The organism is Rhodococcus sp. IEGM 1372, assembly GCF_030056835.1.
Classification (GTDB): Bacteria; Actinomycetota; Actinomycetes; order Mycobacteriales; family Mycobacteriaceae; genus Rhodococcoides.
This window is the reverse complement of sequence record NZ_JASHKS010000016.1, coordinates 54,914-79,748: the sequence shown is the minus strand read 5'-3', so window position 1 is coordinate 79,748 and position 24,835 is coordinate 54,914. Positions and strand designations below refer to the sequence as shown.

The following is a 24,835-nucleotide window of genomic DNA, read 5'->3' as shown; positions in this document are numbered from 1 at the left end:
CTAAAGATTCCGACGATTTCCAACTCGATTTGTTCGCCGAGACAGAGGACAGTGACACCCATGATCGACCCGATAACGCAGGAGATAATGAAGCTCTACTTGGAGCACCAGGGGCTGCCGCAGGAGCTGAGCCCGACCGATCAGCAGGCGTTCCTCGAGACCGAGAGCGAGCGGATCGCGGAGCGGATCGACAACATGAAGATCGTCATGGAACAGCAAGTGCTGCAACGCTACATGCGCGACAACGGCCAGCCACCCCCGTACATGGAGAAGGTCGGGATGATCAACCAGGCGTGGGCGCAGGCGACGGACTTCGTGATCAACGAGGAGATCTACGGCCAGCTCCCGCCGGAGATGGAGGCATACCCGCCGGACCAGGAGAGCCCGGCAGCCGAAGCGGAACGGGACCAGGCGCGGATTCAAGTCCACAAGAGCGATCCGGAGCGGTGGCGCAACCCGCTCAACTGCGCGGACCCGGACAAGGAAGCCGACCGGCTGACGGACCAACTGTGGAAGGGCCGACCGGTGCAGTTCCTCTACTACGCAGCGCATCTGATAGCGGCGAGGATCGAGGACAACGAGCCCTACCCGACATCGCAGAACCACCCGCTGTATCCATCGTTCACCAGCCAGCTCGACGAGAGAGTGGCCGAGCACGCGGCAAGCGGAAAGTAACCCGACGCAGCGAATCCGACGCCCAACTGGATCTGTTCTCCTTCGACGCCGACGGTGCCGCACCGATCGACCCGGCCGGCACCGAGATCGGCGGCACACCGCTACCGGCACCGGTCGATCCCGAGATCCTCGCCGCCGACGCCACATCCCGGCAGGCGCGCGAGCTCCAGCCCGCACCGGAGGTCGCCCCGGACGTCGCCGCCGCCGTTTCGGCACCGACGCCGTCGGCGACGGAGCTGGTGCGTGATGCCTACGGCCGGCTCGCGCGTGAGGACGAGGCGTATGTGCGGCTGGCGCGGATCCGCGCCAGCCTCGACGGGACGCTGACCGCCGACCAGGTCACCGACGCACTGATGGAGCTGCGGCGCGCGGGCGATGTGTCGCTGATTCCGGAAGAGAATCAGAAGACCCTCGGGCCCGACGATCACGCCGCGGCGGTGAGCTACGGCAACCAGAGTCGGCACCTGATCGCCGTCGACGGCCGCCGCGTCGACCAACTCCTCCCGGCGCAGAGCACTCCCCCACTCAGCGTCGAGACCGACTCCCCCACAGCCCAACCGGCGCCGGAAACGACTGCGCCGGTATCCGATACTGTCCCCGCCTCCCCGGAAATCGCAGTCCCGGACACCACCGAAGGGATGGTGGTCGACACACAGACGGTCGCCGAGCGACTGTGGAATGTCGAGCCTGTCGACTTCCGGCCCGGCACCGAAATCCTGGTGCCGTCCGGAGCGAAAGCCCGTGTGGCAGCGAACATCGAAGCGCTGCGGGTGCTGGCGGCTGTGACCGCGCACGATCGGTACGCCACCGCCGACGAGCAGGCAGTGTTGGCCCGGTGGTCGAGTTGGGGTGCAACGCCGCAGGTGTTCGACCCGCGCCGCGACGATTGGGCGGGCGAGCGCGAGCAGATCCGCTCATTGCTCGACGACTCCGCGTGGGCGCAGGCGCAGCGGACCATTCTCAACGCTCACTACACCGACCCGGCGATTGCCGCGGCGATGTGGAAGGCAACGATGCGGGCCGGGTTCTCCGGTGGCCGGGTTCTCGAACCGGGTTGCGGGTCGGGAACATTCATCGCTCACGCCCCCAGCTCCGCGCAGATGGTCGGGGTGGAGCTCGACGCCACCACGGCCGCGATCGCCGCGGCGTTGAATCCGTCGGCGCAGATCCGCGCCGAAGGATTCGAGAAGACCACCGCGCCGGCGAGCTCGTTCACCGCGGCGATCGGCAACGTCCCGTTCGGGGACTACCGGCTCTACGACCCGGTCCACAACCAGGCCAAGCACTCGATCCACAACCACTTCATCGTCAAATCGTTGGCGATGACCGCACCCGGCGGGTACGTCACCGTCCTGACCTCCCGCTACACCCTCGACGCCCAGAACCAGCGGGCGCGCCGCGACATCGCCGCCCTCGGCGACCTCGTCGGCGCAGTCCGCCTGCCGTCCAACGCATTCCGGCGCGTTGCGGGGACGGAGGTCGTCACCGACATTCTCGTGTTGCGTCGCCGCGCCGACGGGGCCAAGCCTGCGCCGCTGACCGAGCGGTTCTTGCAGCTCGAGAACGCCACCGCCCGGGGCGATGCCGGCGAGGACAAAGGTGTGCCGATCAATGCCGTCTACACCGATCACCCGGAATGGGTGCTCGGTGAGCTGCGGGTCGGGCACGGGATGTACGGCAACGAGACGCTGTCCGTCGAGGCCCGCGACGGCGACGTCGACCTTGCGGCCCTGGTCGAGGATCGACTCACCGCGATCGTCGATGTCGCGAAGACCGACGGTCTCGGGCTCACCGCATCGTGGCGCGACACCCTCGGGCCCACCCGGGAGGACTTCGAGCGCGGACTGCTGGCGATCGGGAACGGCCCGGCGCAGGACGAGCTCGCGGTGGGAACGCTGCGGCACGACGCGCAGATGGAGACCATCGAACGCTGGAACTCCCGCGATTGGGAGCCGGTGAACACTCGCGGAGCCAAGCAGGTTGCCGAATGGGGCGAGCTGCTCGCGCTCCGCGACACCACCCACGCCCTCATCGACGCGCAACGCGGCCCCACCGACCCCAGTCAGCGGCAAGCCTTGCGGGAGATCCTGGGCGAGCAGTACGACGTCTACGTTGCCCGCTACGGCCCGATCAACCGGTTCAAGATGTCGATTCCGAAGGACCTCACCGAATCGCAGCACGACGCCGCTCTGGCGAAGCTGATCGACACCTGGCGCAAGGACGAAGGTGTTGCCGGAGATCCGTATGCCGGGGAGGTTCCCGAAGACGTCTACGACCGCCTCTCCGACGATGCGTGGATCAACCCCCGCCAGCCCACCAAGCTGCAGAGCCATCTCGGCAAGGCCCTGCGCACCGATCCGACGTTCGCTGCGGTGCTTTCCCTCGAGCACTTCGACGAGGAGACCATGACCGCCCGCAAGGCGGCGATCTTCCACACCGACGTCCTGCATTCGCGTGAGCTGCGCAGCCACGCCGAGACGGTCGACGAGGCGATGGCCATCAGCCTCGACGAGCAAGCCCGCCTCGACGTCGGGCGGATCGCCGAACTGCTCGGCACCACCGTCGAGCAGGCCGAGACCCAGATGGAAGGACGCGCTTTCCGCACGTTGACCGATCCGACCCGGTGGGTGTCGTCGTCGACGTATCTGTCGGGCAATGTCCGCACCAAACTCGCCGACGCCGAAGAGATCGCCGCACTCGATCCCCGCTACCAAGCCAACGTCGACGCACTGACCGCGGTCATCCCGCCGCGCAAGACCGATGTCGATGTCGCTCTCGGTGCGCCGTGGGTGCCGATCGAGACCTACACCCAGTTCGTCCGCGAGACCTTCGAGGTGCCGGCCGACGTTCCGGTCACCATCGAGCGGGCATCGGGGCGCTGGGCGGTGTCGGTGGAGGCCTACCCGGGCGTGGGCGAGCAGCACCTCAAGTGGGGCCTGGTGCCCAAACGTGGATCGTGGTCGACGAAGTACAACTTCGAGCACCGGCCCGCCGAGGACCGCGGTATCGGCAACGCCGGAATGCGATCCGGTGACTACGAGTGGCAGGAACTACTCACCGACCTGCTCAACAGCGACCCGATCGAGATCGCCACCTCCAAGGAGTTCCGCGAGAGTGCCGGGGCACCGGGCATTCACGATGCCGCGACCCGCGCCGCCCAGTCGAAGGCGCGGCGGCTCTCGCAAGAGTTCGGGCAGTGGGCGTTGCACTCCGACGAGGTCCGCCGCGAACAGCTCCTCGACATCTACAACGACAAGTTCAACTCCCTTGTCGCACCTGTGCATTCGGGTGCGCACATGGCCTTCCCCGGACTGGGTGAGAAGTACTCGCCGTACCCGTACCAACGCGACGCCGCGGCCCGGATCGTCTCCGAGCCGACGGTGCTGCTCGATCACGTCGTCGGGGCCGGCAAGACCGGCACCATCTTGATGGGCGCGATGGAGCTCAAGCGCCTCGGGTTGGCGGACAAGCCGTGGGTCGTGGTACCCAACCACATCATCGACCAGGTCGTCCGCGAAGCCGGGCAGTGGTATCCCGGCGCGCGGATCCTCTCCGGATCGGCGGCCACCGACGCCGAAGGGCGCCGATTGCTCGTCGCACAGTCGGCCTCGCAGGACTGGGACATGGTCATCGTGCCGCGGTCGGCGTTCTCCTCCATCGGGGTCGATCCCGGCACGAAAGCCGAGTACATCCGCGGCCAGGTCCAGGCCATCGACGCGGATCTGGGCGATGTTGAGGGCCGCCAGACCAAGAAACGACTCGAAGCGATGAAGGCCAAGCTCGAGGAAAAACTCGAGACCGCTCTCGAACAGGCCGGAAAGGATCGCGGTCTGACGTTCGAGGCGTCGGGCTGCGACTACCTGTTCGTCGACGAAGCCCACGAGTTCAAGAACCTCGCCCGCGCGTCCGGGGTCACCGAGCTCGCCAACGAAGGCTCGCACCGCGCCACCGACATGGACCTCAAGCTGAATTATCTGCGGTCGATGCGCCGCGAGGAAGCGATCACCAAAGGCATCCCGCCGGAGGAGTACGTCGAACGTGTCGCCACGTTCGCCACCGGCACCCCGGTCGCGAACTCTCTCGCCGAGTTGTGGGTGATGCAGCACTACCTGCGTCCGGATCTCCTCGAGGACGCCGGGGTTGCCTCGATCAATGACTGGGGAGCGACGTTCACCGACACCGTCGAGCGGGTCGAGCTGAACTCGTCCGGATCGAGACTGCGGGCGATCACCCGGGTCGGTGAATTCACCAACGTCGGCGATCTCATCGGTATGACCAGCGTCTATACCGACGCCGTCACCCGCGATCAGGTGCCGGCGAACCTGCCGGTCAAGGACGGTGGCCGCAACACCGACGTCACGTTCACTCCAGCCCTCGAGGTGCAGGACTTCATCGCCGATCTGGGCTACCGGGCCGATCACGCCGACGTCAAACGTCCTGATCTCGACAACGCCCTCAAGGTCGCCAACGACGGTCGCAACGCGACCCTCGACCCGAGGGTCGCGCACATGGACCCGGCACCGCCGGAGCATTCGCGTGCGCACATCGTCGCGCAACGAATCCTGCAGGTGCACAACGAATCGAGCGAGAACGTCTACCTCGATGCTTCCGGTGACCCGCACCCGACACCGGGTGCGTTGCAGATCGTGTTCTGCGACCGATCCACACCGAAAGCTGACGGGTCGTGGTCGATCTACGACGGGATCCGCGAGGAGTTGCTCGCCGGCGGAATGGAGCCCACGCAGATCGCCTACGTTCACGACTACCCGAAGCCGTCGGAGAAGGCCCGCCTGTTCGAGATGTGCCGCACCGGACGGGTATCGGTGGTGTTCGGGTCCACGGAGAAGATGGGCACTGGCACCAACATTCAGGATCGCGCGATCGCGCTGCACCACGTCGATGTGCCGTGGCGACCGGCCGACCTCGAACAGCGCGAGGGCCGAATCATCCGGCAGGGTAACCAGAACGCCCATGTCAAGGTGTTCAACTACGTCGCCGAGAAGACCTTCGACACCGTCATGTGGCAGACCGTGCACCGCAAGGCGCACTTCATCGAACAGCTCAAGAAAGCGGACCGGTCGATGCGGCGGGTGGTCGATCTCGACAGCGATTCGCTCGCCGAGAACTCGGCCATGACCAAAGCCCTTGCCACCGGTGATGATCGGTACATCCAACAGATCGAGCTGGACTCCCAGCTCCAGGAGCTCCAGTCCGAGGCGGATTCGCATTTCGCCGAGCAACGCTCCATCGAACGTGACCGCGACCGGTTGCGCCGTGAAGTACCGCGGGGACGCCAGCGGGTCGCCCAATTGACCGAAGCAGCACCGATCCTCAAAGGCCGGCGCGAGGTCGAGCAGTGGCCCGGTATGACCATTCGTGGGGTGTTCTACGACAAACGCAGCGATGCCGCGAATGCGATGGCCATAGCGTTGCAGGGCACCTACCAGGCCCTCAAGGGCGAAGGGTTGACCAAGTCGATGGTGATCGCGGAGATGAGCGGATTCCCGATCGAGGCCTCTCGCCCCGCCCAGGCCAGTGCGCTGTATCTGTCGTTCTCCGGGCTCGGGTCGTCCACCAAAACAATCGAAGCGCATGACCTGTATCCGAGGATCGGGGACGGTGAGCGCAGCCAACATGCCTTCGGTCTGCTCACGCGGGTGGAGAACATGGCGTACACCGTCGACACGGACCTGGCGAAAGCCGAACGCTCACTCGATCGAGACGAGCAACGCCTCGATGACCTCGAACTGGTCGAGCTGTCCGACTTCCCGAAATCGGTGCAGCTGAAGGATCTTTCGAACGAAGTCGCTCGGCTACGGCGGGAGATAAAAGAGGCAGAAACGAGTCCCGAAGCCGTCGCCCGGGACGCTGAACGTGCCGAACGTGCCGCAGCGAAGGGACGGCAGCCGGGGTGGTCGCTGATGCTCAACCCCACCCCGGCGTACGTAGAAGAACTCGGAATGGGGAGCGCCGACAACGTCCGCGCGATGATGCGCCAGGCCGAAGTCGAAGCGTTGCACCGCAGTTCATCATCGTCGAGCGTCGATGCGGTCGACCTGGACCGCCCCCGGCGCGGACTGTCCGCACCACCCGAACACCGGGCACCCGGCACCGATCGACCGGCCCCCGATCGGCGACGCCCGCCTCCGGATCCAAACGGTCCCACTCGCGACACAGGGCCCCAATTGGAATAACAGGTGTCTGGCTCGCCGGGCCTACCAGCGGTCCGGCGAGTCATCAGCCCCAGCTTTGGCCGCTGGATAACGGTAGAGGCACTTTGTGGCGCGTGGTGGGATGATGCGTGGCATGGGACTCATGGACGAGGCGCAGAATCTGAAGCGCGATGGAGAGAACCGTAACGGTTCGCACGAATTGTCGAGAGCAAACGCTATGAGCCGCACGCGCGCAGACATAGAAGAGTTCATCCGCGCGATGACGAAACTCGGCGTGCCCCCCCGGTCAGCACAGATACAAGTACGGCTCCATTACGAAGATCGGCGTCCAGGGCTGGTTACTGCACTTGACGCAGAAGGGAGGAGACCAAGGGCCTAAATACTTCACAGTGGGTATGGACCATCAGGTCTACGACCTGCGAGCACAGTCCGACGCGGGGATTACTAGCCGTTTCAAGTCTCCGAAACCCATGACTGAGTCGGAGCTCTTACGTCCATCGGGTGGATTCGGAGCAGACACACAGTTCGAGGCAATTTTGCATCATTCCGAGTATCGCGAAGCGTTTGATTACAAGCTGCGAGATGTCCTAGTCAACACGGTGTCCGCTCATCTAAAGAAGTAGCTAGCCTGGCCCCATATCAACAGTCGAACCTGCGGCATATTTTTCTCGAATCGGCCGTTGACTCACTTATGCTGTGGGCATACGTAGTCGATAGCTGCTTGCAGATAATTCGAGTTGTTCTCTACGTACTGCCCATAAGTGGTTCCGGTGAGGTCACCTTCAGGAATCGTTTCTGGGTCACTGCCTGCAAACATGGGTGGCTGCGACTCTTTCAGATCATCGACCGTCTCCCAGGTCTTATTCTCAAGCCCGGTGCAAATACCTGCAGTGCCAAGCGTCAGTGCGCCGCGTACATTCTGCTCGGGGGGGCCTGGCAATCCGTCAAGCGGATTTAGAGGCTTATTGCACACTGCGCTGGCAAACTTCGAGAAACCGTCCTCCGGTACGCTCAATAAGAATTCGTCAAGACCGGCTGCGAGCGAGTCGGGCATACTCGTTTCAGTCGGCGCACCGCTCGCCAATAACTTCTCGTTGATTGATTTAAAGTAAGCATTGGCGACTTCGTCCGACGTTGGATTAGGCTTGCCTATATCAATGCACGACTCCGCAGCCTCAACGGTGTCGCTATCGTTCTGCGCCTCACTGTTGGGCACTTGGGCTTCGCTCGAACTACCGGGATCTGAACTAGTGGAACATGCCGACAGAAGAACCAGGGGAACGGCAGCGAATACGAGTATTGACGAAAACGAACGAAGCCCAGTCATGCGGTATTGGTAGCACATCGACCCTGTCGTGGCGTCCTGACAACGACCAGGTCAGTCGTTTGAATGAGTCCTCGGGTTCTCGGTCCACCACCGCCATCCAGCCCTGAGCGCGCATCTGAACGTCTATGAGAGCCGTCTCGCCCACATCGCCTGCCGCAACCTGCCATTCGAGTTCGACTTCCCAGGTCTATGTTGTCGGCACGGATGTCAGACGAATCACGGTGACCAGAGACTGCGGCTGCGCGGACTGGAACGGCCGCCAAGCCAGGAAATGGATAGTGACTTAGTCCCCGCGGTTACGGCTCACAGATCTGTGTAGTCGGCGACGTCGACGCCCTCGCTCAGCTCGTTGCCATCGGGGCATGAGTCGAGCAAGTCGCTTTGGTAGTCGGCATACACGTCGAGAACGTCAAGGGCCCCCGACAATGTGTCAACCATCTCGCGCAGGGCTGTGTGAAAGGAGGGGAAGTCCACACGGTCGTCATCTTTGGGAAAAAAGCCGCTGTAGCGGAAAGCCTCGCCCGAGGGATCGAGCTGAGCAAGGCGTGCAAGCAGTCTGCGGGCACTCTGGGGCGTGGTCTCTAGCTCAAGGGCACGCAAGTGCGTGTCCAGTTCGTCTACCAACGGGACGAGCTTGTGGCCGAGCTTGCGCTTGAGTCGGCCCTGGGTTTCTTCGATGCCCAGTGACGGATCGGTGTCACCGCTGCGGCGACGCAGACGGGTCGCCACGATGATCGCGTCCTTCAGCACCAACTCCGTCGCGTGACGGTGCATGTACAGCCACGGCATGAAGATGGTGTCGTCGAAGGGCTGACCAGTGAAGGTGCTGGCGAGCCGATCAGCGGCTTCGCGGAAGCCCAACGAGTAGTCGTACAGCCCAGCTCGCCCCTTACGCACGATCAGATGACTGCGCTGGCTGGCCGGAAAACTGTCGAACAGGTTCGTACCCATCGTCGGAGAGTAGCGAGAGGCTCAGGTCTTAGCGACCGATTTGATGCCTGCCCAACGACCCGTTCGATAGCTGTACCCGGCACACTGAGCTCCATGCTCGTGACGTTTCAGGCTCTGGTCGTCCTGCTCACTTCGGTGTTGCCCGGAGCGTTGTTCACATTTGAGTACGAACGCGAGTACACCCGCACTGTTGCCGGTGACTCCAGTGAGCGGATGATCGTGTTCCTGTGCACTTCCGCAGTGTTCGGGGTTCTATCGGCTCCTCTGCTCTATCAGGGCTACCGGATTTATGTCGTTAGCGGGCATCTGCAGACAGGTGAGCCGCTGCCACCGGCAATTTGGCTCATAGTCCTCGCCTATGTAGTGGTCCCCTTGTTGCTAGGTTTCTGGGCAGGCTCAGCCGCCCGCGAGCAATGGAACGGTTCGCGCTACCTCACAGGTCCTCGACCGCACCCCACGGCTTGGGACGCCTTGTTCCGCACACCGAAGCTGGGTGGATACCTGCGTTTGACCCTAAAAGACGAAACTCTGGTCGTGGGTGAATGGGCAAACGATCCGACCACGACACGTCCGGACAGTTACGCCTCCGCGTTTCCGCACCCACAAGACCTCTATCTACGAGAGACCTTCGAGCTCAACGACGACGGATCTATGAGGCTCGATGAGAACGACAAGCCTGTCGCCCGCTCTCTTGCGCTCCTGATCAGCTGGGATCAAGTGGCGTACGCTGAGTTCGACGATAGATGAGCACCGGAGGTTACGACATGACGAACCCAGCCCGCGGACAGCAGGACCGCCAGAAATCGTCGCCAGTCGCCCGCGAGGAGCGCTACGGCGGATACTCACCCGGCAAAAACTCATCCGAACTCAAGAGTCCTAAGGGCTTGCGCTCACCAGCACTAACTAAACCCCGCCGGCAAGACAGCGGCTCCTCTTCGACGACACCACCAGCTCAGCAGCGACCAAACGCCCACTGACAGTCGATTTCCTAACACTCACCCCTACCCTGCAACGAGCTAGCAGCGTGGCAGGTTACAGCCCGTGATCGAGGTCAGAGCCATGGTCGCGGTCAATATCCGGGGTCTGGACTCTAGATGGGGCTGCGGCAGTTGTGCCCCGCGTCTGCGAGCGTATCGAGGCACCGGCGAGGGAACGTGAACGTGCAGCATCCTCACGCTCTGCCTCTCGCAAGACCTCGGTGTCGCGTTGCTGATCGGTGATTCCCGCGACGGACCGAGCGGCACGGAGTGGCGCAGCCGCGACGTCGGTTTCGCGGCGTAGTCGCTGCTCGATCGCTACACGCTCGGGTGCCGTGAGCTTCTGTCGGCGGCGGCGAGCCTGTTCGGTGATAGCGGTATCGAACACGATCGCGGCTGTGTGGTCGGCGGAGCGCCGATCCGGATCGGTCGCGCGTTGAACGATCGCGGGCCACTCATCCGTCGCCGCCTGAACACGACCAGCTGCGTCGCGGGCGGCACGCTGGGTGTCTTGGACCTGGCGGGCGAGGCGTTCTTCCCGCAGTCGTGCGTCGTCGACGGCCGGTTCGATGCTCCTGCGCTCACGTCTCTTCGCAGTCGCCAGCTGCTCGGAGAGCGTCGCGTGTTCAGTGCGTGCGGCCTCGTACTGTGCGGTGACGCGACGTAGTTCGGTCTCGATCTCGCGGGCTGCTGCGATCGCAGCGGCTTGCTCGTCGAGTCGGGCGTACAGCTTCTCGGTATCCGCAACCACGGAGGGTTCGGTGCGGTCGCGTCCGGCTCGGTCGACGAACGCCGTCAGCTCGGCGTCCGGGACGAGCCGGATCGGGTCTCGTTCCATCTTCGCGAGCAGAGCGGCATCGGCCGGTGAGAGCACCCGCTGCGGCTCGGGCGCGGTCTTGATCGTGTCCTCTGCTGCCAGCTCGGTCGGGGTCGGCGTCTGTTGGTCGAGCTGTTCGACTGTGTCGGCTGCTGGTGCGTCGACGACCTCGACGGTCGACTCCAACGGAACCCGCGTTGGGGTCGGGGTATCGGTCATCGCTGCACGCTGTGCTGCTTGTTCGGCCCGCCACAGCATCGCTTCGGTGCGGTCGACGTCGGCCTTGAGCTCGGCGAGAGCGGCGAGGTCGATGCTCTCGGCAGCCAGGCGTGCGGTGGTGACGTCGACGGCGGTGACTTCTCCCCCATCGGCTACGGTGACGCGCTCGTACTCGGCGGCGGCGTCGTGTGCGCGGGTGCGGGCGGCGGTCGCGGTGTCGTCGACGAATCCGGCGCGCCAGATCTCCCAGTCGAGACCGCGCTGAGCGAGGGCGCGTGCATCGTCGTCGTCTCCGGCGGCCGCGACGTCGGCGGCAACGGCGGGCCGGATGACGGTGTCGATGTGATGCCAGAGCGCTTCGGCCTCGAACTCGCGGTCGGTCCACTCCTGGCGGGTGTCGAGCATGGCGATGCGGGCGGGGCGTTGCCGGTCGGCTCGCTCCTGCAGCTCGGCGAGCATCGTGCGGGCATGGAACTGTGCGGGGCTGGTGCCGTCGGAAATTCGACCACGCAGCTCCCGGTACCTGGTTTTCGCGTCGTCGAGATCTGCGGTGAGCAGTCGTACTCGTTCGTCGGTGGTGACCGTCGGGTACGGCAGCTCGATCGTCTCGATCTGCGAGCGCAACGCATCCCACACATCGGCCTCGGCGTCGGCTGTGCCGGCCTCGACCGTGTCGGCGGCGTCGATGTCGAGTGGCAGTGCGTCGGCCTCGTGGTCGAGTCCGGTGTACTCGCCGTCGTACCCCAGTGGGGGCTGGTCGTAGTCGCTGTCGTACTCCGGTGGTGGCGCTTGGTCGTAGTCGACAGGGGCATCGAGCGCGTCGAGGGAGGCCAGGTAGTCCGCATCAGCATCGACCGGGATCGCGGGGGTCGAGCCGTCGACGACGGTGTCGGTCGCAGCAGCCTGGGTCGGTAGTGCTGCCGGGATGACGAACTCGTCGGGCAGCTCACCGCCGACGGTGTCGGAGACCGCCTCGTCGACGACGGGGACGGCTTCTTCGTCCTCGATCGAGAGTGGTTCGGCGGTGGGTGGGGTGTAGGTGCGGGCGAGGTGGTTCTCGCGCACCAGCATCTCGGCCCGCCACGTCAGCGCGGTGGCGAGTTCATGGGCGGGCAGAGTGACACCGTGATCGACCGGGTCGATACCGCCGTGCAGGAACTCGTACGCAGTCCCCAGCAACTGTCCGGGAGTCCACAGTGTCGGGTCGGCGTCGTCGACGGTCGCCACGAGCGACGGCCACGCCGGATCCGACATCACACGCACGGCGGCGGTGTAGCCGAGCAGTTCGGTCAGTACCGGTGCCCACGATGGTTCGAGGACCGCGCCGTCGGTGTCCGCGTCGAGCGCAGCGACGGAGAGTTCACCGGACAGTCGCCACCACAGGGCGGCAGCGGGCAGCTCGTCCGGCAGCGGCGAGGTGGCTAGGGAGTCGCGGACGAGGGTGTGGACTTCGATTCCGGCGCGTGCCGCGGCGGAGAGTCGGTCGGCGAGGATCGGGAAGTACGGGTCGCGGGCGATGTGGGTGTCGAGTTCGTCGACGAACGGACGCCACCGGGCGACGGCATCGTTTCCGGTGTCGATCATCTCGGCGGCGCGGCGGTCGAGGCTGCGTTGCGCTTTCACCGATGCGGCGGCGAGCTGCTCGGGTCCGGTCGGACGGCGATCGGCCGGGTCGACGTCGTGTGCGGCGCGGAACACCGCGAGATCGGTGAGCAGTTCGAGGTCGGGTTCGTCGGCGAGCATCGGGCGCGCCCACACCGGTGCAGTCGTCGGTGTCCACGTGGCAACGTCGGCGGCGATGCGTGCGCAGTGCGTCGCCACCAGTTCCTCGCGGGCGTCGAGGTAGGCACCCCACTCGGGTAGAGCGTGCACTGCTGCCGGGATGGCAGGTAGCCACGGCAGCGGCCCAGTGGCGGAGGAATGCTTGCCGCTGGGGTCCAGACGCCAGTCGAGCACCGCGGCCCTGTCGAGGGCGGTGTCGAGTTCGCGCGAGCGGACAGCACTGCGCAGCGCTTCGACGGGATCGCGGCCGTGTGCACCGAGGATCGCCAAGTGTCCGCGCAGGGTCGGCCATGCGGGCTCGTCGGTCAGACCCGGTGCTTCTTCTTCGGCGGCGACGTCGATAGCGGCCATCACCTCCGGCCCGAGGTGCACTTCGGAGCCGGTGGCCACCGAGTAGTCGTAGGCCCGCGCAGCCGGCGAGAGATTGAGGTGCGGGTCGCCGGCTTCTGCGAGGGTCGAGTGCGCCGAAACCTGTGCGCCGTCGCGCCGCAGAATCTCGCGGAGGTCGTCGACCGCGGTCGGGGGAAGCATTCCGCGTTCGGTCATCGCGGTGTGCAGGTCGCCGTCCGACGCGGTCGCCAAGTACAGGTGGTTGGCTTGCTTGCCGCGGGTGAGTCCGACGTAGGCGAGCTGTCGGGTTTCGTCGCCGGTGGCCACGACGTGGCAGGTATCGGCGGTCGAGCCTTGCGCCGAGTGCACGGTTCCGGCGTAGCCGAGTTCGGTGGCGCTCTGGACGTAGTCGGCGTCGAGGGTGACGCTGCGTCCGAGTTCGATATGCCGGACCTGTAGCGAGCCGTCACGGCCGACTTTCTCGACGATCCAGCGGTCACCGTTGCGGACCCAGTCGGTCTGCGAGAGCGGGTTGCGGCGGTCGTTCGAGCGGGTGCGGACGGTGTCCCCGGCGCTGGCCATGAGCCCGTCGGCGAGGACGGCTTCCCGGCCGACTCGCGTGTCGGTGGCGGCGAGGCGGTCGGTGCGGGCGCGGGTGTTGAGTTCGGCGACGAGCTCGCGGGTCGGGGCGAGCATGAGCGCGTCCTTGCCGGCCGCATGATCGGCCGCCCACGCGGTGTAGGCGTCGTCGGTGACCGTCGCAATCGATCCGACGTGAACCCGTCCGTGGTCGATGTAGAACCCGATCGCGGCTTCGTCGCCGTCACGCAACGCCAGCGACGCGGCACCTTCGGCCGGGTCTCGGAACCGGACGACCTGCGAGAGCGACAACGCACCGATGCGGTCGTGGATATCGCGGAGCACACCGCCGGAGGCGACGGAGGCAAGCTGTTGGTCGTCACCGATCAACCGCACCGTTGCACCGCGCTCGACGAGTGCAGTGATTGCTTCGTCGAGATCGAGGGTGCCGGTCATGCCCGCTTCGTCGACGATGACGAGAGTGTCCTCGCCGATGTCGGTGTACCACTGCGGAACTTTCACCGACCGGCCCTCGCGCAAGCGTTGGGTGATGTCGACGAACTTCGCCAACGTGTCGGTAGTCGTCAAGATATCTTGACGCAGGACTGCGGCGGCGGCAGCGGTCGGCGCGAACCCGACCACGCGGCCGGCGGCGTTCTGCCACGCGGTCGTCAGTGCTTTCATCGACGCGGTCTTGCCGGTGCCTGCGGGCGCGAGTGCGAGTTGCACTTTCGCTCCCGAGGTCGCCATCGCGCGCACCAGCGACCGCTGGCCGGCGTTGAGGTCGAGACCGTTCGCTGCGGATTCGAGCAACGCAATCTCGACGTGCTTGTCGTCGATCGCAATACCGTCGGTGCGCCCGGCGAGGGCGACGATGCGCGCTTCGGCGTCGAGTACTGCTGCGGTGGTGAGCAACTGCGATTCGTGGCGGGTGTGCACATCGGCACCGTCGCGTCGGCGCATCACATCCGGGGCGATATCGGTAGCGGGGTCGGTGTCGGCGGCACCGGAGAGGTCGATCGACAACTCGTCTCCGCACGCGAGGTCGGTGACCTTCTCGACGAGTGCGTCGATGCGCTCGGCCGGTGGGTCGAAGGTGCGTACTTGCCGCACGACTTCGGCGCGAATGTTGTGCCGCAGGAACCGTGATCGTTTCCGCGAGACGATGTCGAGTGAGCGTTCTGCGGTCTCGCGCACCCAGGCGTGATCGAAGTCCGTCGTCGCTTCGGCGGCGGTGTGCGCGGTGATCGAGGAGACCAGTTCCGACAGCGCCTTCTGTGAGCCGAGGATCTCGATCGCTTCGGCTCGCCAGCCGCTGCGTTGGTCGGCGTGCGAGACCGGTTCGTGTTTGGCGGCGCGGGTTTCCAACGTCGCTTGCTGGGCGAGGGAGATCGCTTCGATGGCGGTCGGTTCACGTCCGTGATCGGCCTGGAAGGTGCGCGCGAGTTCGGCGGTGCGGAGTTTGATCGCGGCGCTGCGCGAGGACCACCGCTCCGCCAGTCGTTCGTCCATGCCGTCGATTTCGCGGACCGGACGTTTGCTGCGATCGGCCGACGCTCGCTCGGTGAACCGGACGCCGATGCGTTCACGCAACTGCGCTTCGAGGACGGTGTTGTAGACCTCGGAGGCGGGAACGTTGTTGCGGTACAACGCGGCCCCGTCGAGTGCGAGCCACTTGGTGGTGCCGTCGGGCATCGTGGCGGCGACCTTGTTGCTGATCGCGACGTGGGTGTGCAGGTTCGGATCCCCCGCGCGTGAATCACGGTGGGTGAACTGTGCGGCGATCAAACCGTTGCCGTCGACCTGCGCCACTCCCCCGGTCCCGACGCGGGTGAAGCACGCGTGCTTCTCGAGGTACGTCACCGCGGCGGCGATCGCGGACTCGTGTGCAGCTTCGATCTGTTCCGAGACTTCACGCGGGGCGACGGCCCACAATGCCGACACCGATTTCACTGGTGTGAACGTCAAGTCGAAACCGGCCACAGCGCTGGTTTTCTGCCGGCCGACCTTGGCCACCCACCCGGACAGTTCCCGTTCGTCGGCCGGAGCGCGTCCGTACTCCTTTGCGAACATTTTCGATCCGACATCGGTGCGGATCCGCGCGCGGTCGGCGTCGTCGATCGCCGCGTTCCACTTCTGCCCGCGTGCGAGATTGTGCGCCACGAACGCCTCCGCGCACGCCACCCGATACGCGGTCGCGCCGGAGTCGATCTTGAACGCCCGGCCCAGTTTCGCCGACCGGGCGGCGTCGGCCTGGGACGCGCCTTGGGCGAGTGCCAGCTCGAACATCAGGTCCGCGTTCGGGTGCAGTCCTTCACCGAACAGGGCCTTCATCTGCGCTTCGGACACCTGCTGGCCTGCCGCGACCGACCCCAGACCAGCGAGGCCGGCCCCGGCCCAACGGCCGGGTGACTCGCCTTTTTCGGAGTAGTAATCGGCCAGCGAGGAGGCCCCACGCTCGGTGGAATCGGCAGCCGCAACCTGCCGGGTCAGGTACTCGTACCCGTCACCAGCGGTCAGCTTATGCAGACCCATCACAAACGCGGACTGTACCAGCGAAAACGCGCGCAGCTCCATAGTGCATGAGGTGTGTGGGTTGGTTCTGGCTTTGGATCGGTAAATGGTGACGGGTGGGATTGGGTCGGTGAACTCGGGTTTCGGCGGTGATGGATCGGTGATGTCGCAGGAGGTTGTGTCAGGATCTGTGAAATTGACGGGGTCTGGGGCTATGGTTGGCCGCATGGCGTCGACACAGGCTCGGATGACTGCGCGTGCTCGGGCGCGTGCGGCGCAACAGAAGGTGCTCGCGGATCGTCAGCGCCGGGACGCGGCGAACATGGCGTCGTTGACGGCGTTCTTCACCGCCGCCGAGCAGATCGACGCCGCGAAACTCGCAATGGCCCGGGCGCTCGACGACATCCGTTCCCGCGAAGGAACACTCGCCGCCGCCGCGACGCTCACGCAGATCACGACCGGGGAAGCACGCAAACTCCTGGCACTGCTCAGCGACACCGCCGACACCGATCCCTCGGATGACTCCGACACCGCCGACACCGGCACCGGCTCGTCGCCGGACACCGTCGCGGCACCGGCCGACGACACGAACGGAGAACACAGATGAGCGTCCACACCGGCGAACTGGTGGCGGCACTTACCGACGCGGGCTACCCCGCTCCCCACACACCGGACACAGATCCGAACGTGCTCGCCTGGAACAGCGACGGCACCGTTCCGCATATCCATGTCGACGACACCGGCCGGGTACGCGTGCACTCCGCGGCACGCCTCGACGCGGAGTTCACCCTCGGCCCGCAGCGCCAATCCGCCGCCGACTGGGTCGCACTGCTGCACCCGCACCTCGCATCACCTGTCGCCGCCGCGACCGGCACTGCGATCGCCGAACCCGCGTCGGTCGTGCAACGCAGCGCGGCGCTGGTGTGGCTCGAACCCGATTTCGACAGTCACGGGACGTACGCGGTCTACACCGACAACGCACGCATCCGCGTGTCGGACAAGATCGGCATCGCGACCGCAACCGACTTGTTCGGCACCGCACTCGGACACCAACTCGGCGTCACTCCGTCCGCACTCACTCCGATGCAATCGGCACACCTGGGAACGGTGATGATCAACGCCGACCTCGCCTACGCGTCGGCGGTCCAGTGGTCCAGAATGTGGCTGCCCGCGATCTCCTTCCGCGACACCCGAGGGTTCATGGAGCGAGCTGCCATCCGATTCGGTGGACACGAGAAACCCGCGCAACCATCCGTTCCCGACGCGCGTTTTCGTGACTTCCACGCCCCGACGATCCAACTCGCGGCCGGAGGCTCGAATACGACATCGACCTTCGCCGACGCGTCCTCCGTTGCGTTCGTTGTGCTGCGGAACGCGCGACGTCGACACCTCGCCGACGGTCACCACGTATCGGGACGCTGACCGTGACCGCGACGACGCAACTGGCACTGTTCGGCGGGGACACCGTCGTCGAACCGGAAATGTCGGTTCGTCGGTCGTGGCGTCCGTTGCAGGGACCGTTGACCGCCAAGACCGTGGCACGGTTCTGGACGAAAGTGGTCATCACTCCGACGTGCTGGCTATGGCGATCGGCCGTCAGCTTTCCGGACGGGTACGGGCGCTTCACCTTTACCGACGGCGACACACCGCGAACGCTGTCGGCACACCGGTTCGCGCTGCTGCTCGCGCACGGCAACCTCGGGGACGGGATCGTCGGCGAACACGACTGCGACGAAACCCTGTGTGTGCGAGTCGATGACGGGCACCTCAAGCGCGGCACCCAATCGACGAACCTTGCACACGCCGTTGCAACAGGACGCCACATCGGACCGACGCCCGCAGGCGGAGATCCGCGAGGACGATACGGGCGCGCCGTTGCGATCCGCGACGCACTCCGCGACGGCTACGACGCGGACCGACTCCGCGCCGCACTCGCCGGATACAGCTTCGACGCGCAAGCACCACCGACCTTGTTCTGATCGACTGCGCATCACCGACTGTGTCGGTGCCGTGCAGTAGACAGACCTTCATCAGGCCCAGGGCCGCACACCGATTCGGGTGTCCGCAGTCCTCACACGAAAGGACTTATTGCGATGACGCTCTCCTCGCTCTTCACCGACGACGTCGGCCCGCTCCCTCTGCTCGCTGTCGCCGGTGCCGGCTTCCTGATCTGGTATGTGCCGTACCTCGGCGAGACCGACCCCGGATGGAAGGGCTTCATCGCCAACATCCTGCGCATCGTGTTCGGTATCGCGTTCCTCATCGGTATCGCCGTTGTGTTCTCGGTGTTCATGGCAGCGATGATCGGGCTCATCGCTGTCCTGGTCTTCATGCTTCCCCTGTTCGCGCTCGGCGGTGCCAGCGGTGTCGCCGACCGCCCCCGTCGCGGGTACCACCGCGACCCATACGGCAACGATTACTACTGACCGCACGCCGCGTCGGCCCGAGCCGCTGCAGGTGCCTCAAACTTCCGCGCTACGCGAACTCCCCACGTCCAGGCCGTCACTCAGAGATGGTGACCTCGACCGAGGTCGAATCGGAGGGCGCAAATCCCGAGATGAAGGGCGCTTCCTTCAAGGTGCCGCCAACGGGAATCGCGCTCTGCGTATACGCCCAGGTGCCGCCAACGATCGCGCCACTGTCGTCCCGGAAGACCATGTCAATCCTGGCGGGTGAATCGACAGGTTCCGAGCTATTCGACTGGGCTGTCAAGACGATGCGAGGTGAGTACCCGGAGCCACTGATCGTCGCTTCGCCGGTGACCACGACGGGTTGTTGAGAGCGATTGAGGCTCTGCCCTGGATCGGTCGTGATCTGGAGATCAGCAATGTCGGCTGAATTTATGAGGGTTCCTCCGATGTAGGAATCAGCGCCGGCGGCAACGTAACTTCCGAGCTCGCTCTGCTTGGTCTCGAGGGGAACACCATCCGCGTCGAGCGCCGTCACAGTAACGGACGGGAACGAGGCTGCTGGGCCGGTATTACGGACACGGACGCCGTAGGAAACTTGGGTGCCGCTCTCGTTCAGTGACCACCCGCTCTCGACGACCTCCGCGGCGATGGCCTCGCTGCGATCTGAAGTCCGGGGAACTGAGTAAGGGGTCGTAGTCGTCGTCGCGGATTGCCGGTTGGGCTTCGTGGCAGCAGACTCAGTCGTCACCGAGCTGGACGCACTGGTAGGCGACGCACTGTCCGCTGCGTCACCTGACGAGCATCCCGCCAAAGCCACAAGCGCGGCGCAGAACAACACGGCTGACGTAGCGATTCGAGAATGCGGCGATGACATAGCGTCTCCTAGCGTCTGATGCGCTTCGGGCGAGCGCCATCGACACTTTTTCTTTGTAAAAGCATCGAGCGTTACATGGCTTGGTTTGCTGCTTGTCCCGCGCCAGTAGAAGCGTTCGATCAAATCGACGAGTGTGTTCGGCTGGGCGGCCAGCGGACAGCCGAATGATCTACACTTTGCAGTGTTCGAGCGTCGATGAGGGTCACGTTCGAGCGCGCCCCACCCGTACCGATCCACCCCTGCACCGCGTTCACCGCCGTGCAGCGTGTGAACGATCGGTGCCTGTCCGGTGGGGAGTATCCGCGCACCGAATCTGGAAGGCCCTCACATCTGATGTCCATCACCTCTTCTGTCTCTCCTGCTGTCGACAAAGACACCGCACTGGCCCACGCCCGCGCCGCGATCGAGAACCGCACCAAATACATCGAGTCGCTCTTCGACGCCGCCCAAGCCGCCGCCGATGCACGCGAGAAGGTCGCCGAAGCGACCCGCGCGGCCGAACGTGCGAACGCCGAACACGCCGCCGCCTACAAAGAAGCGATCGAGGCCGGCTGGACAGCCGCCGAACTCACCGCCCTGCCGCTGCCCGCACCGGCACCGGTCGGCAAAAAGTCCTCCAAGACTTCCAGGCGCGCGTCCGGTCGCAGTACGCCGCGTCGCCGCATCGGTGCCGAACACTCCCCCGTCGAGCACTCGCAGTCCGTCAGCGCACCAGCCGATACGCAGTCCTCGCCGCCGCCGTCACCGCCCGTGTCCTGACCGACGCTTCACCGCGGCCCGGCCACGCTCGCGCCTTCCCTGCTCTTCCCTCCAGCATCCGCCCGCGCGGCGGTGCACACCCACACCTTCCGAAGGACCATCGACATGCCTCAGCCCGAATTCAACGTCGAAGTAGCCAATATCAACGAGTACGGCGACCCCGGTTTCGTGCTCGCTCGCGGATCGTTCTACACCTCCCGCTCCGCTGGCCAGTTCGCGCTCACCCAAGCAGCGGCAGTGGCGGACACCTACGAGCTCGACACCGTCTCGGTCGTCATCGACTCGGTCGCCGAGGGAACCTCGCGCCGTGATGTCGAGTTCATCGGCAGCCCCGGCGAGCTCGCGGCCGACCTGACCGCGCTCCCGGCCTACAAGAACGGTGTCCTGCGCACCGTGATCCCTGCACCCCGCAACGTCACCGCAGCAGTAGCCGCCGTCGTCGAATCGTCACCTCCGCTTCCCGATTCGGCGGTCCAGGGTCCCGACGCTGTCGCGGTTCTCGACGTGCAGGTGTACTCCACGCGCCCGGGCCCGATCCCCAACTCACGCACCGACGTCGGCGCATACGTCCCCGACGACGCACACCGTGTGGCCGAGCAGCTCGCCGCCGATCTCGGCGGCACCATCGAACCGATGCGCAACGACACCGTGCTGCGGGTCACCCACGACGCGGACGTCTCGGACACCGACCGCATCGCCGTCGACCGCCTCACACAGCTGCAGAACCTGCGGGCGAACATCTCCGTACTCGACCCGGTCGCCGACGCCGAACACATCACCGCACTCGCCGCCGACCTCGAGGAGCTGCAAGCACGCACGAGGCCGGCCGCACAGGCCGACACCTCTGCGACTGCGCCGATCTCCGCGACAGCCCCGTCCGGCTCGGTCGATGTCGAGCGTGCGTCGACGCGTCCGCGCGGGTTGGTCACTCCCCCGCCTACCCGCTCGACGGGATCGGCGCGAGCTGCCTCGTCCACGCTGCACACACCACCGCCCGCGGCGCATACCGCAGCCACATCGCGCGTGGTCGATCACGGACTCGGCTGAGCATCGGGCATGGGTCATGGGCGGCACAGGCTGCGAACCGAACCACAGATCGAGAGCAAGCCTGCTCATCGGCTGCACGGCGGGGACATCGGCTGCCAGGTGACGTTCGTTCCCCTGCGGTGGAGCGGCAGTGAGATGACCGGCGAGCTCCGACAGATACACATCTCGGCCGACCGGATCCACATCGCGGTGCTGCAAACCGATCAACAGAAGGGCGCGTACCCGGCGTTCGAGAGCAGCGGCATGGACGACGCTCCACATTTCGTGGACTACGAGATCGACTGGGACGTCAGCGTCGACGTGCGTGATCAGTAGCACCTCACCGCACGGCCCGACGTGGCCACCCGAACCATTGGAACGACAAGAAGGCACCTGCACAGCCGTGTGCGGGTGCCTTCTCCGTTGAGCGGGGTCTTCGCCGACGCCGTCCTGAATCTCAGGCTGCGCTATAGAGGACCGACACGTCAAGATGTGTTGACGATGCCAGAACGTCAAGATATGTTGACGAACGGTCTACCGGCAACACCTGCGCCGATACGCTGGGGGTGGTCATCGCGCACCGCGAAATGCGTTGAGCCGGTTCCACAGTGCTCGTTGAGCGCGACCGTGCTCGACCATGTGGTCGAACAGGTATTCCTCGGGTAGCTCGTCGGCTGCTTGGGCGATGGCGTCGCCGACGGTTCGGTAGCTGCGCCGGTAGGCCTGGGCGAGCACCATGTCGGCGTAGTGGGCAGCAGCGGCGGCGTGTCCCCCGGCGGTGGCCGCGCCGGTGAGGCGATGGCGGAGCGAGTCCCCCACGGGTCCGCCGGATCCGGCGCGGGCGAGGGCATGGGTGACGCTGGCCGGGTCGTGCTGTTCGCCGGCCTCGACGAGCGCGGCGATAGCCTCGTACAGGCGGGCGTAGGCGGCGGTGTCGAAGTCGGCGGCCGTGACAGCGGCGACGATGCGTTGGGTCTCAGCGGTCGGACCACCAGGATGGTTGCTCCACATCAATGCCGACAGCAGCAGGGCCTCGGGGTCGGTCGAGGGTTGGTGGGCTGCGCTCCAGTCGTCGACGGCGGCGTCGTCGTCCACGGACGCCAGTGCCCGTGCGGGGATACGCGTGGGCTCGTCGGCGGGTGGGGGAACTGCGCTCAGGGGCGTCATCGAATGGGCTCGTTTCGCGGGCGGGTTCGAGCAGGGACAGAGGCGATTCGAGTCATGCGGAGATCGGAATCGATCGCTTTTCGAGTTATTGTCTCGATAGCTCAATTATATATCAATACACGCGAACTCGCGATAGATAAATGTAGCCGATAATCTCTTAATGCATTGCGCCACTGACAGTTACATCAGCAAGAGAGGCGAAAACGCACGGTCACGGTAAAGGGATTATCGATATCAAGTCGAGGGATACCAGTACTACCCGATCCCTATTTACGAGCGCGGCAGAAAACTGATTGAGGTTTCTCCTCATGGGCGGCAGTTCGAAAGCAGAACGCCGCCGGAGCGTGGGTGCTCGACGGCGGCGTTCGGAAGTGGCAGGAGGTTCGTGTGAGAGGCGGTGAGTCGGTCACCGGTGACCGGCAGCGACCCGTCGGATGCGTGAGGGTTCAGTGGTCGGACGCGCTGTTGCGGCGTTGGTCGCCGATGAACTTTGCCCTGTTCGCGGTGGCGACGATCTCTTTCGTACCTTTCGAGCCCAGCTCGTTGCCGAGACGGACAAGAGCGAACACCAACGCCACTGCCAGCACGGGAAACCCGTACTCGATGAGGCTGATGTCGTTGCCGTCGGATCCCATCTTGATGTTGTATGCGACAGCGGACACCGCGAGGATGCCCACCACGACAGCGGCAATTCGGTTGAGGCCGTATCGAAGCCGGTCCACTGCCTCCGCAGACTCGAAGTAGCGTTCCGCGTTTTCTATGCTGTCGTCGAACAGGAATTCCTGGCGGATCTTGGCGTGGTCACGGAAGGTGGTGAACGGGTTCATCGGTTGGTCCTGTCCTCTTCGACGGTGGCCTGGACGAAGCTGCGCTGCTGGCTGGCCTCGTACTCCTCACGGGTGCTGTTGAACATCCGTGCGCACTGGTAGCCGAACAAGATGAAGCCTGCAATAAGGGCGGCTTTCCATCCCCAAGCGAGGTCTGGATAGGTAAGGGCGAAGACAGTGGCGGCGACTACGGCGAGGCTGATGAGGGCAAGTGCGTTGCTGTGCAGTGCGGTTCGGGACGGTCTGCGTATGTAGAGGATACCGAGGGCGTAGGCCCCGGTGACGGCTACCACGAACACGGTCAGTGCTGTGGGGTTGACGAGATTCATGGGGTGTCTCCGTTTTCGAGCTGTGGGGTTCAGCCGTAGTCGACGGTTGTGTCCGTTGTTGTGTCGTTGGTGCGTCATATTGCCAGGTGGTGCCGACACACTGCTGTGTGTCGGCACCTCCGGGGTCGTGGTGGGGTCAGCTGGTGAGTTGTTTGCGTGTGGTGGTCTCTATCGCGATCTTGGCGCTGGCGTAGATGCGGTCGGGGATGGTGACGATCCCGGCCGCGAGTTCCCCGACGGTGCGTAGCGCTGTTTGTCGTTCCTGCCCGGTGGCCGAGGCGTCGAGGGCGATACCGAGGGCGCTGCGGATCCGGCGCACGGTTCGTTGGTCCTCGACGCTGGTCACGCGCAAGCCCATGGTGCGGGCGTAGCCGTCGGCGCTGCGCCAGGCCGTGCGTGCCTTCTGCGCGGCTGTGGCGAAGGCCTGCACGCGTTCGTGGGTGTCGGGGCACTGTTCGGGCCGGACATCGTTCATGGTCGCGAAGGCGTCGATGAAGGCTGCGGTGCGGGGCTCGGTGAGGTCGTCGAGTAGGGGCCTGATGAAGATGGAGTAGGGATCGGCCAGGTAGGCGGCGTAGGCGTCCGCGACCTCGCCGTAGACGGCGTGAGCGGAGGCGTAGTCGGCCTCGAGTGCCTTCTTCGCGTTGCGGCGGTCGACGAGGTGACTACGAGTGCGGGTAATCAGGTACGTGGCCAGTGCGAGGGCGAGCACCACTGCGACGAAGATCCAGACCAGCGGCGTCCAGTCCGTTGGAGCGTCGGGTGCGGCGTCGACCATGGCCGACGGTGCCGGGGCGGCGGCAGGTAGGTCCGTCGCCTCGCCGGTAGACACCGGCAGGAGGAGCGCTCGGACTGCGGTGGCGGCGATGGCGATGAACAGCCCTCCTGCGCATATCTGCGGGGCGGTCCGGGCCTCGTTACCTGACATGCGAGACCGGTAGAGCGTGGCTGCGCCGTAAATCATGCCCGCGATCCCGACGGCTGTGCATCCCCACAGGACGTACGACAGGAACACTGCGAGATCGGTGGAGGTGGGCGTCGGTTGGGGTATCGGGTTGTTCATCGGTGATGGGCCTCCGGCTCGGGTGGGCAGCAAGA

The 24,835-nt window shown here is 65.2% G+C and carries 18 protein-coding genes; 10 read left to right on the top strand and 8 right to left on the bottom strand.

Going from position 1 to position 24,835, the window contains the following annotated elements; genetic code table 11:
* Nucleotides 1-60: 60 nt before the first annotated feature.
* Together QM590_RS15030 and QM590_RS15025 are read left to right on the top strand one after the other, a co-directional pair.
* A complete protein-coding gene (locus QM590_RS15030) occupies nucleotides 61-675 on the top strand; it encodes a hypothetical protein (protein ID WP_269595526.1) in 615 nt (204 codons plus the stop codon).
* A complete protein-coding gene (locus QM590_RS15025) occupies nucleotides 594-6,869 on the top strand; it encodes a helicase-like domain-containing protein (RefSeq protein WP_269595533.1) in 6,276 nt (2,091 codons plus the stop codon). Before QM590_RS15030 ends, QM590_RS15025 begins: the two co-directional genes overlap by 82 nt.
* A gap of 664 nt (nucleotides 6,870-7,533) precedes the next feature.
* On the opposite strand, the gene QM590_RS15020 is transcribed toward QM590_RS15025, so the two are convergent.
* Both QM590_RS15020 and QM590_RS15015 read right to left on the bottom strand, forming a co-directional pair.
* On the bottom strand, nucleotides 7,534-8,064 hold the full coding sequence (locus tag QM590_RS15020) for a hypothetical protein (RefSeq protein ID WP_269595525.1): 531 nt from the start codon (nucleotides 8,062-8,064) through the stop codon (nucleotides 7,534-7,536).
* Between the two features lie 414 nt (nucleotides 8,065-8,478).
* The gene (locus QM590_RS15015; protein WP_269595524.1) at nucleotides 8,479-9,126 is read right to left on the bottom strand and encodes a hypothetical protein; all 648 of its coding nucleotides are present in this window, start codon (nucleotides 9,124-9,126) and stop codon (nucleotides 8,479-8,481) included.
* Nucleotides 9,127-9,219: 93 nt separating this feature from the next.
* On the opposite strand from QM590_RS15015, the gene QM590_RS15010 reads away from it, so the two are divergent.
* On the top strand, nucleotides 9,220-9,873 hold the full coding sequence (locus QM590_RS15010) for a DUF6338 family protein (RefSeq protein ID WP_269595523.1): 654 nt from the start codon (nucleotides 9,220-9,222) through the stop codon (nucleotides 9,871-9,873).
* A gap of 285 nt (nucleotides 9,874-10,158) precedes the next feature.
* Here QM590_RS15010 and mobF read toward each other — a convergent pair whose 3' ends face one another.
* Entirely contained in the window at nucleotides 10,159-16,365 is a 6,207-nt protein-coding gene (gene mobF, locus QM590_RS15005) for a MobF family relaxase (protein WP_269595522.1), read from the bottom strand.
* A 205-nt stretch (nucleotides 16,366-16,570) separates the two neighbouring features.
* Between mobF and QM590_RS15000 the strand changes: the two genes are divergently transcribed.
* From QM590_RS15000 to QM590_RS14985, 4 genes are all read left to right on the top strand, one after another.
* Entirely contained in the window at nucleotides 16,571-16,951 is a 381-nt protein-coding gene (locus QM590_RS15000) for a hypothetical protein (RefSeq protein WP_269595521.1), read from the top strand.
* Nucleotides 16,948-17,766 carry a hypothetical protein gene (locus QM590_RS14995; RefSeq protein ID WP_269595520.1) on the top strand — a complete coding sequence of 273 codons (819 nt, stop codon included), beginning with the start codon at nucleotides 16,948-16,950 and terminating at the stop codon, nucleotides 17,764-17,766. Before QM590_RS15000 ends, QM590_RS14995 begins: the two co-directional genes overlap by 4 nt.
* A gap of 2 nt (nucleotides 17,767-17,768) precedes the next feature.
* A complete protein-coding gene (locus QM590_RS14990) occupies nucleotides 17,769-18,323 on the top strand; it encodes a hypothetical protein (protein ID WP_269595519.1) in 555 nt (184 codons plus the stop codon).
* Between the two features lie 114 nt (nucleotides 18,324-18,437).
* A complete protein-coding gene (locus QM590_RS14985; protein WP_027494195.1) occupies nucleotides 18,438-18,770 on the top strand; it encodes a hypothetical protein in 333 nt (110 codons plus the stop codon).
* 76 nt (nucleotides 18,771-18,846) lie between these two features.
* Here the strand turns inward: QM590_RS14985 and QM590_RS14980 are convergent, their stop codons facing one another.
* Nucleotides 18,847-19,290, bottom strand: coding sequence for a hypothetical protein (locus tag QM590_RS14980; RefSeq protein ID WP_269595518.1), 444 nt, complete (start codon nucleotides 19,288-19,290; stop codon nucleotides 18,847-18,849).
* 672 nt (nucleotides 19,291-19,962) lie between these two features.
* Between QM590_RS14980 and QM590_RS14975 the strand changes: the two genes are divergently transcribed.
* The 3 genes from QM590_RS14975 to QM590_RS14965 all read left to right on the top strand — a co-directional run bounded on the left by QM590_RS14975 (nucleotide 19,963) and on the right by QM590_RS14965 (nucleotide 21,750).
* Nucleotides 19,963-20,388, top strand: coding sequence for a hypothetical protein (locus QM590_RS14975; RefSeq protein WP_027494197.1), 426 nt, complete (start codon nucleotides 19,963-19,965; stop codon nucleotides 20,386-20,388).
* Between the two features lie 105 nt (nucleotides 20,389-20,493).
* The gene (locus QM590_RS14970) at nucleotides 20,494-21,435 is read left to right on the top strand and encodes a hypothetical protein (protein WP_269595517.1); all 942 of its coding nucleotides are present in this window, start codon (nucleotides 20,494-20,496) and stop codon (nucleotides 21,433-21,435) included.
* Nucleotides 21,436-21,534: 99 nt separating this feature from the next.
* Complete coding sequence (locus QM590_RS14965) at nucleotides 21,535-21,750, top strand: hypothetical protein (protein ID WP_269595516.1); 216 nt, start codon at nucleotides 21,535-21,537, stop codon at nucleotides 21,748-21,750.
* 234 nt (nucleotides 21,751-21,984) lie between these two features.
* On the opposite strand, the gene QM590_RS14960 is transcribed toward QM590_RS14965, so the two are convergent.
* The 4 genes from QM590_RS14960 to QM590_RS14945 all read right to left on the bottom strand — a co-directional run bounded on the left by QM590_RS14960 (nucleotide 21,985) and on the right by QM590_RS14945 (nucleotide 24,800).
* Complete coding sequence (locus QM590_RS14960; protein WP_269595515.1) at nucleotides 21,985-22,581, bottom strand: DnaB-like helicase N-terminal domain-containing protein; 597 nt, start codon at nucleotides 22,579-22,581, stop codon at nucleotides 21,985-21,987.
* 446 nt (nucleotides 22,582-23,027) lie between these two features.
* Nucleotides 23,028-23,408 carry a hypothetical protein gene (locus tag QM590_RS14955; protein WP_269595514.1) on the bottom strand — a complete coding sequence of 127 codons (381 nt, stop codon included), beginning with the start codon at nucleotides 23,406-23,408 and terminating at the stop codon, nucleotides 23,028-23,030.
* Nucleotides 23,405-23,737: a hypothetical protein gene (locus QM590_RS14950; RefSeq protein ID WP_269595513.1), complete on the bottom strand. Its 333-nt coding sequence runs from the start codon at nucleotides 23,735-23,737 to the stop codon at nucleotides 23,405-23,407. Before QM590_RS14950 ends, QM590_RS14955 begins: the two co-directional genes overlap by 4 nt.
* Nucleotides 23,738-23,873: 136 nt before the next feature.
* Entirely contained in the window at nucleotides 23,874-24,800 is a 927-nt protein-coding gene (locus QM590_RS14945; RefSeq protein ID WP_269595512.1) for a hypothetical protein, read from the bottom strand.
* Nucleotides 24,801-24,835 lie beyond the last annotated feature (35 nt).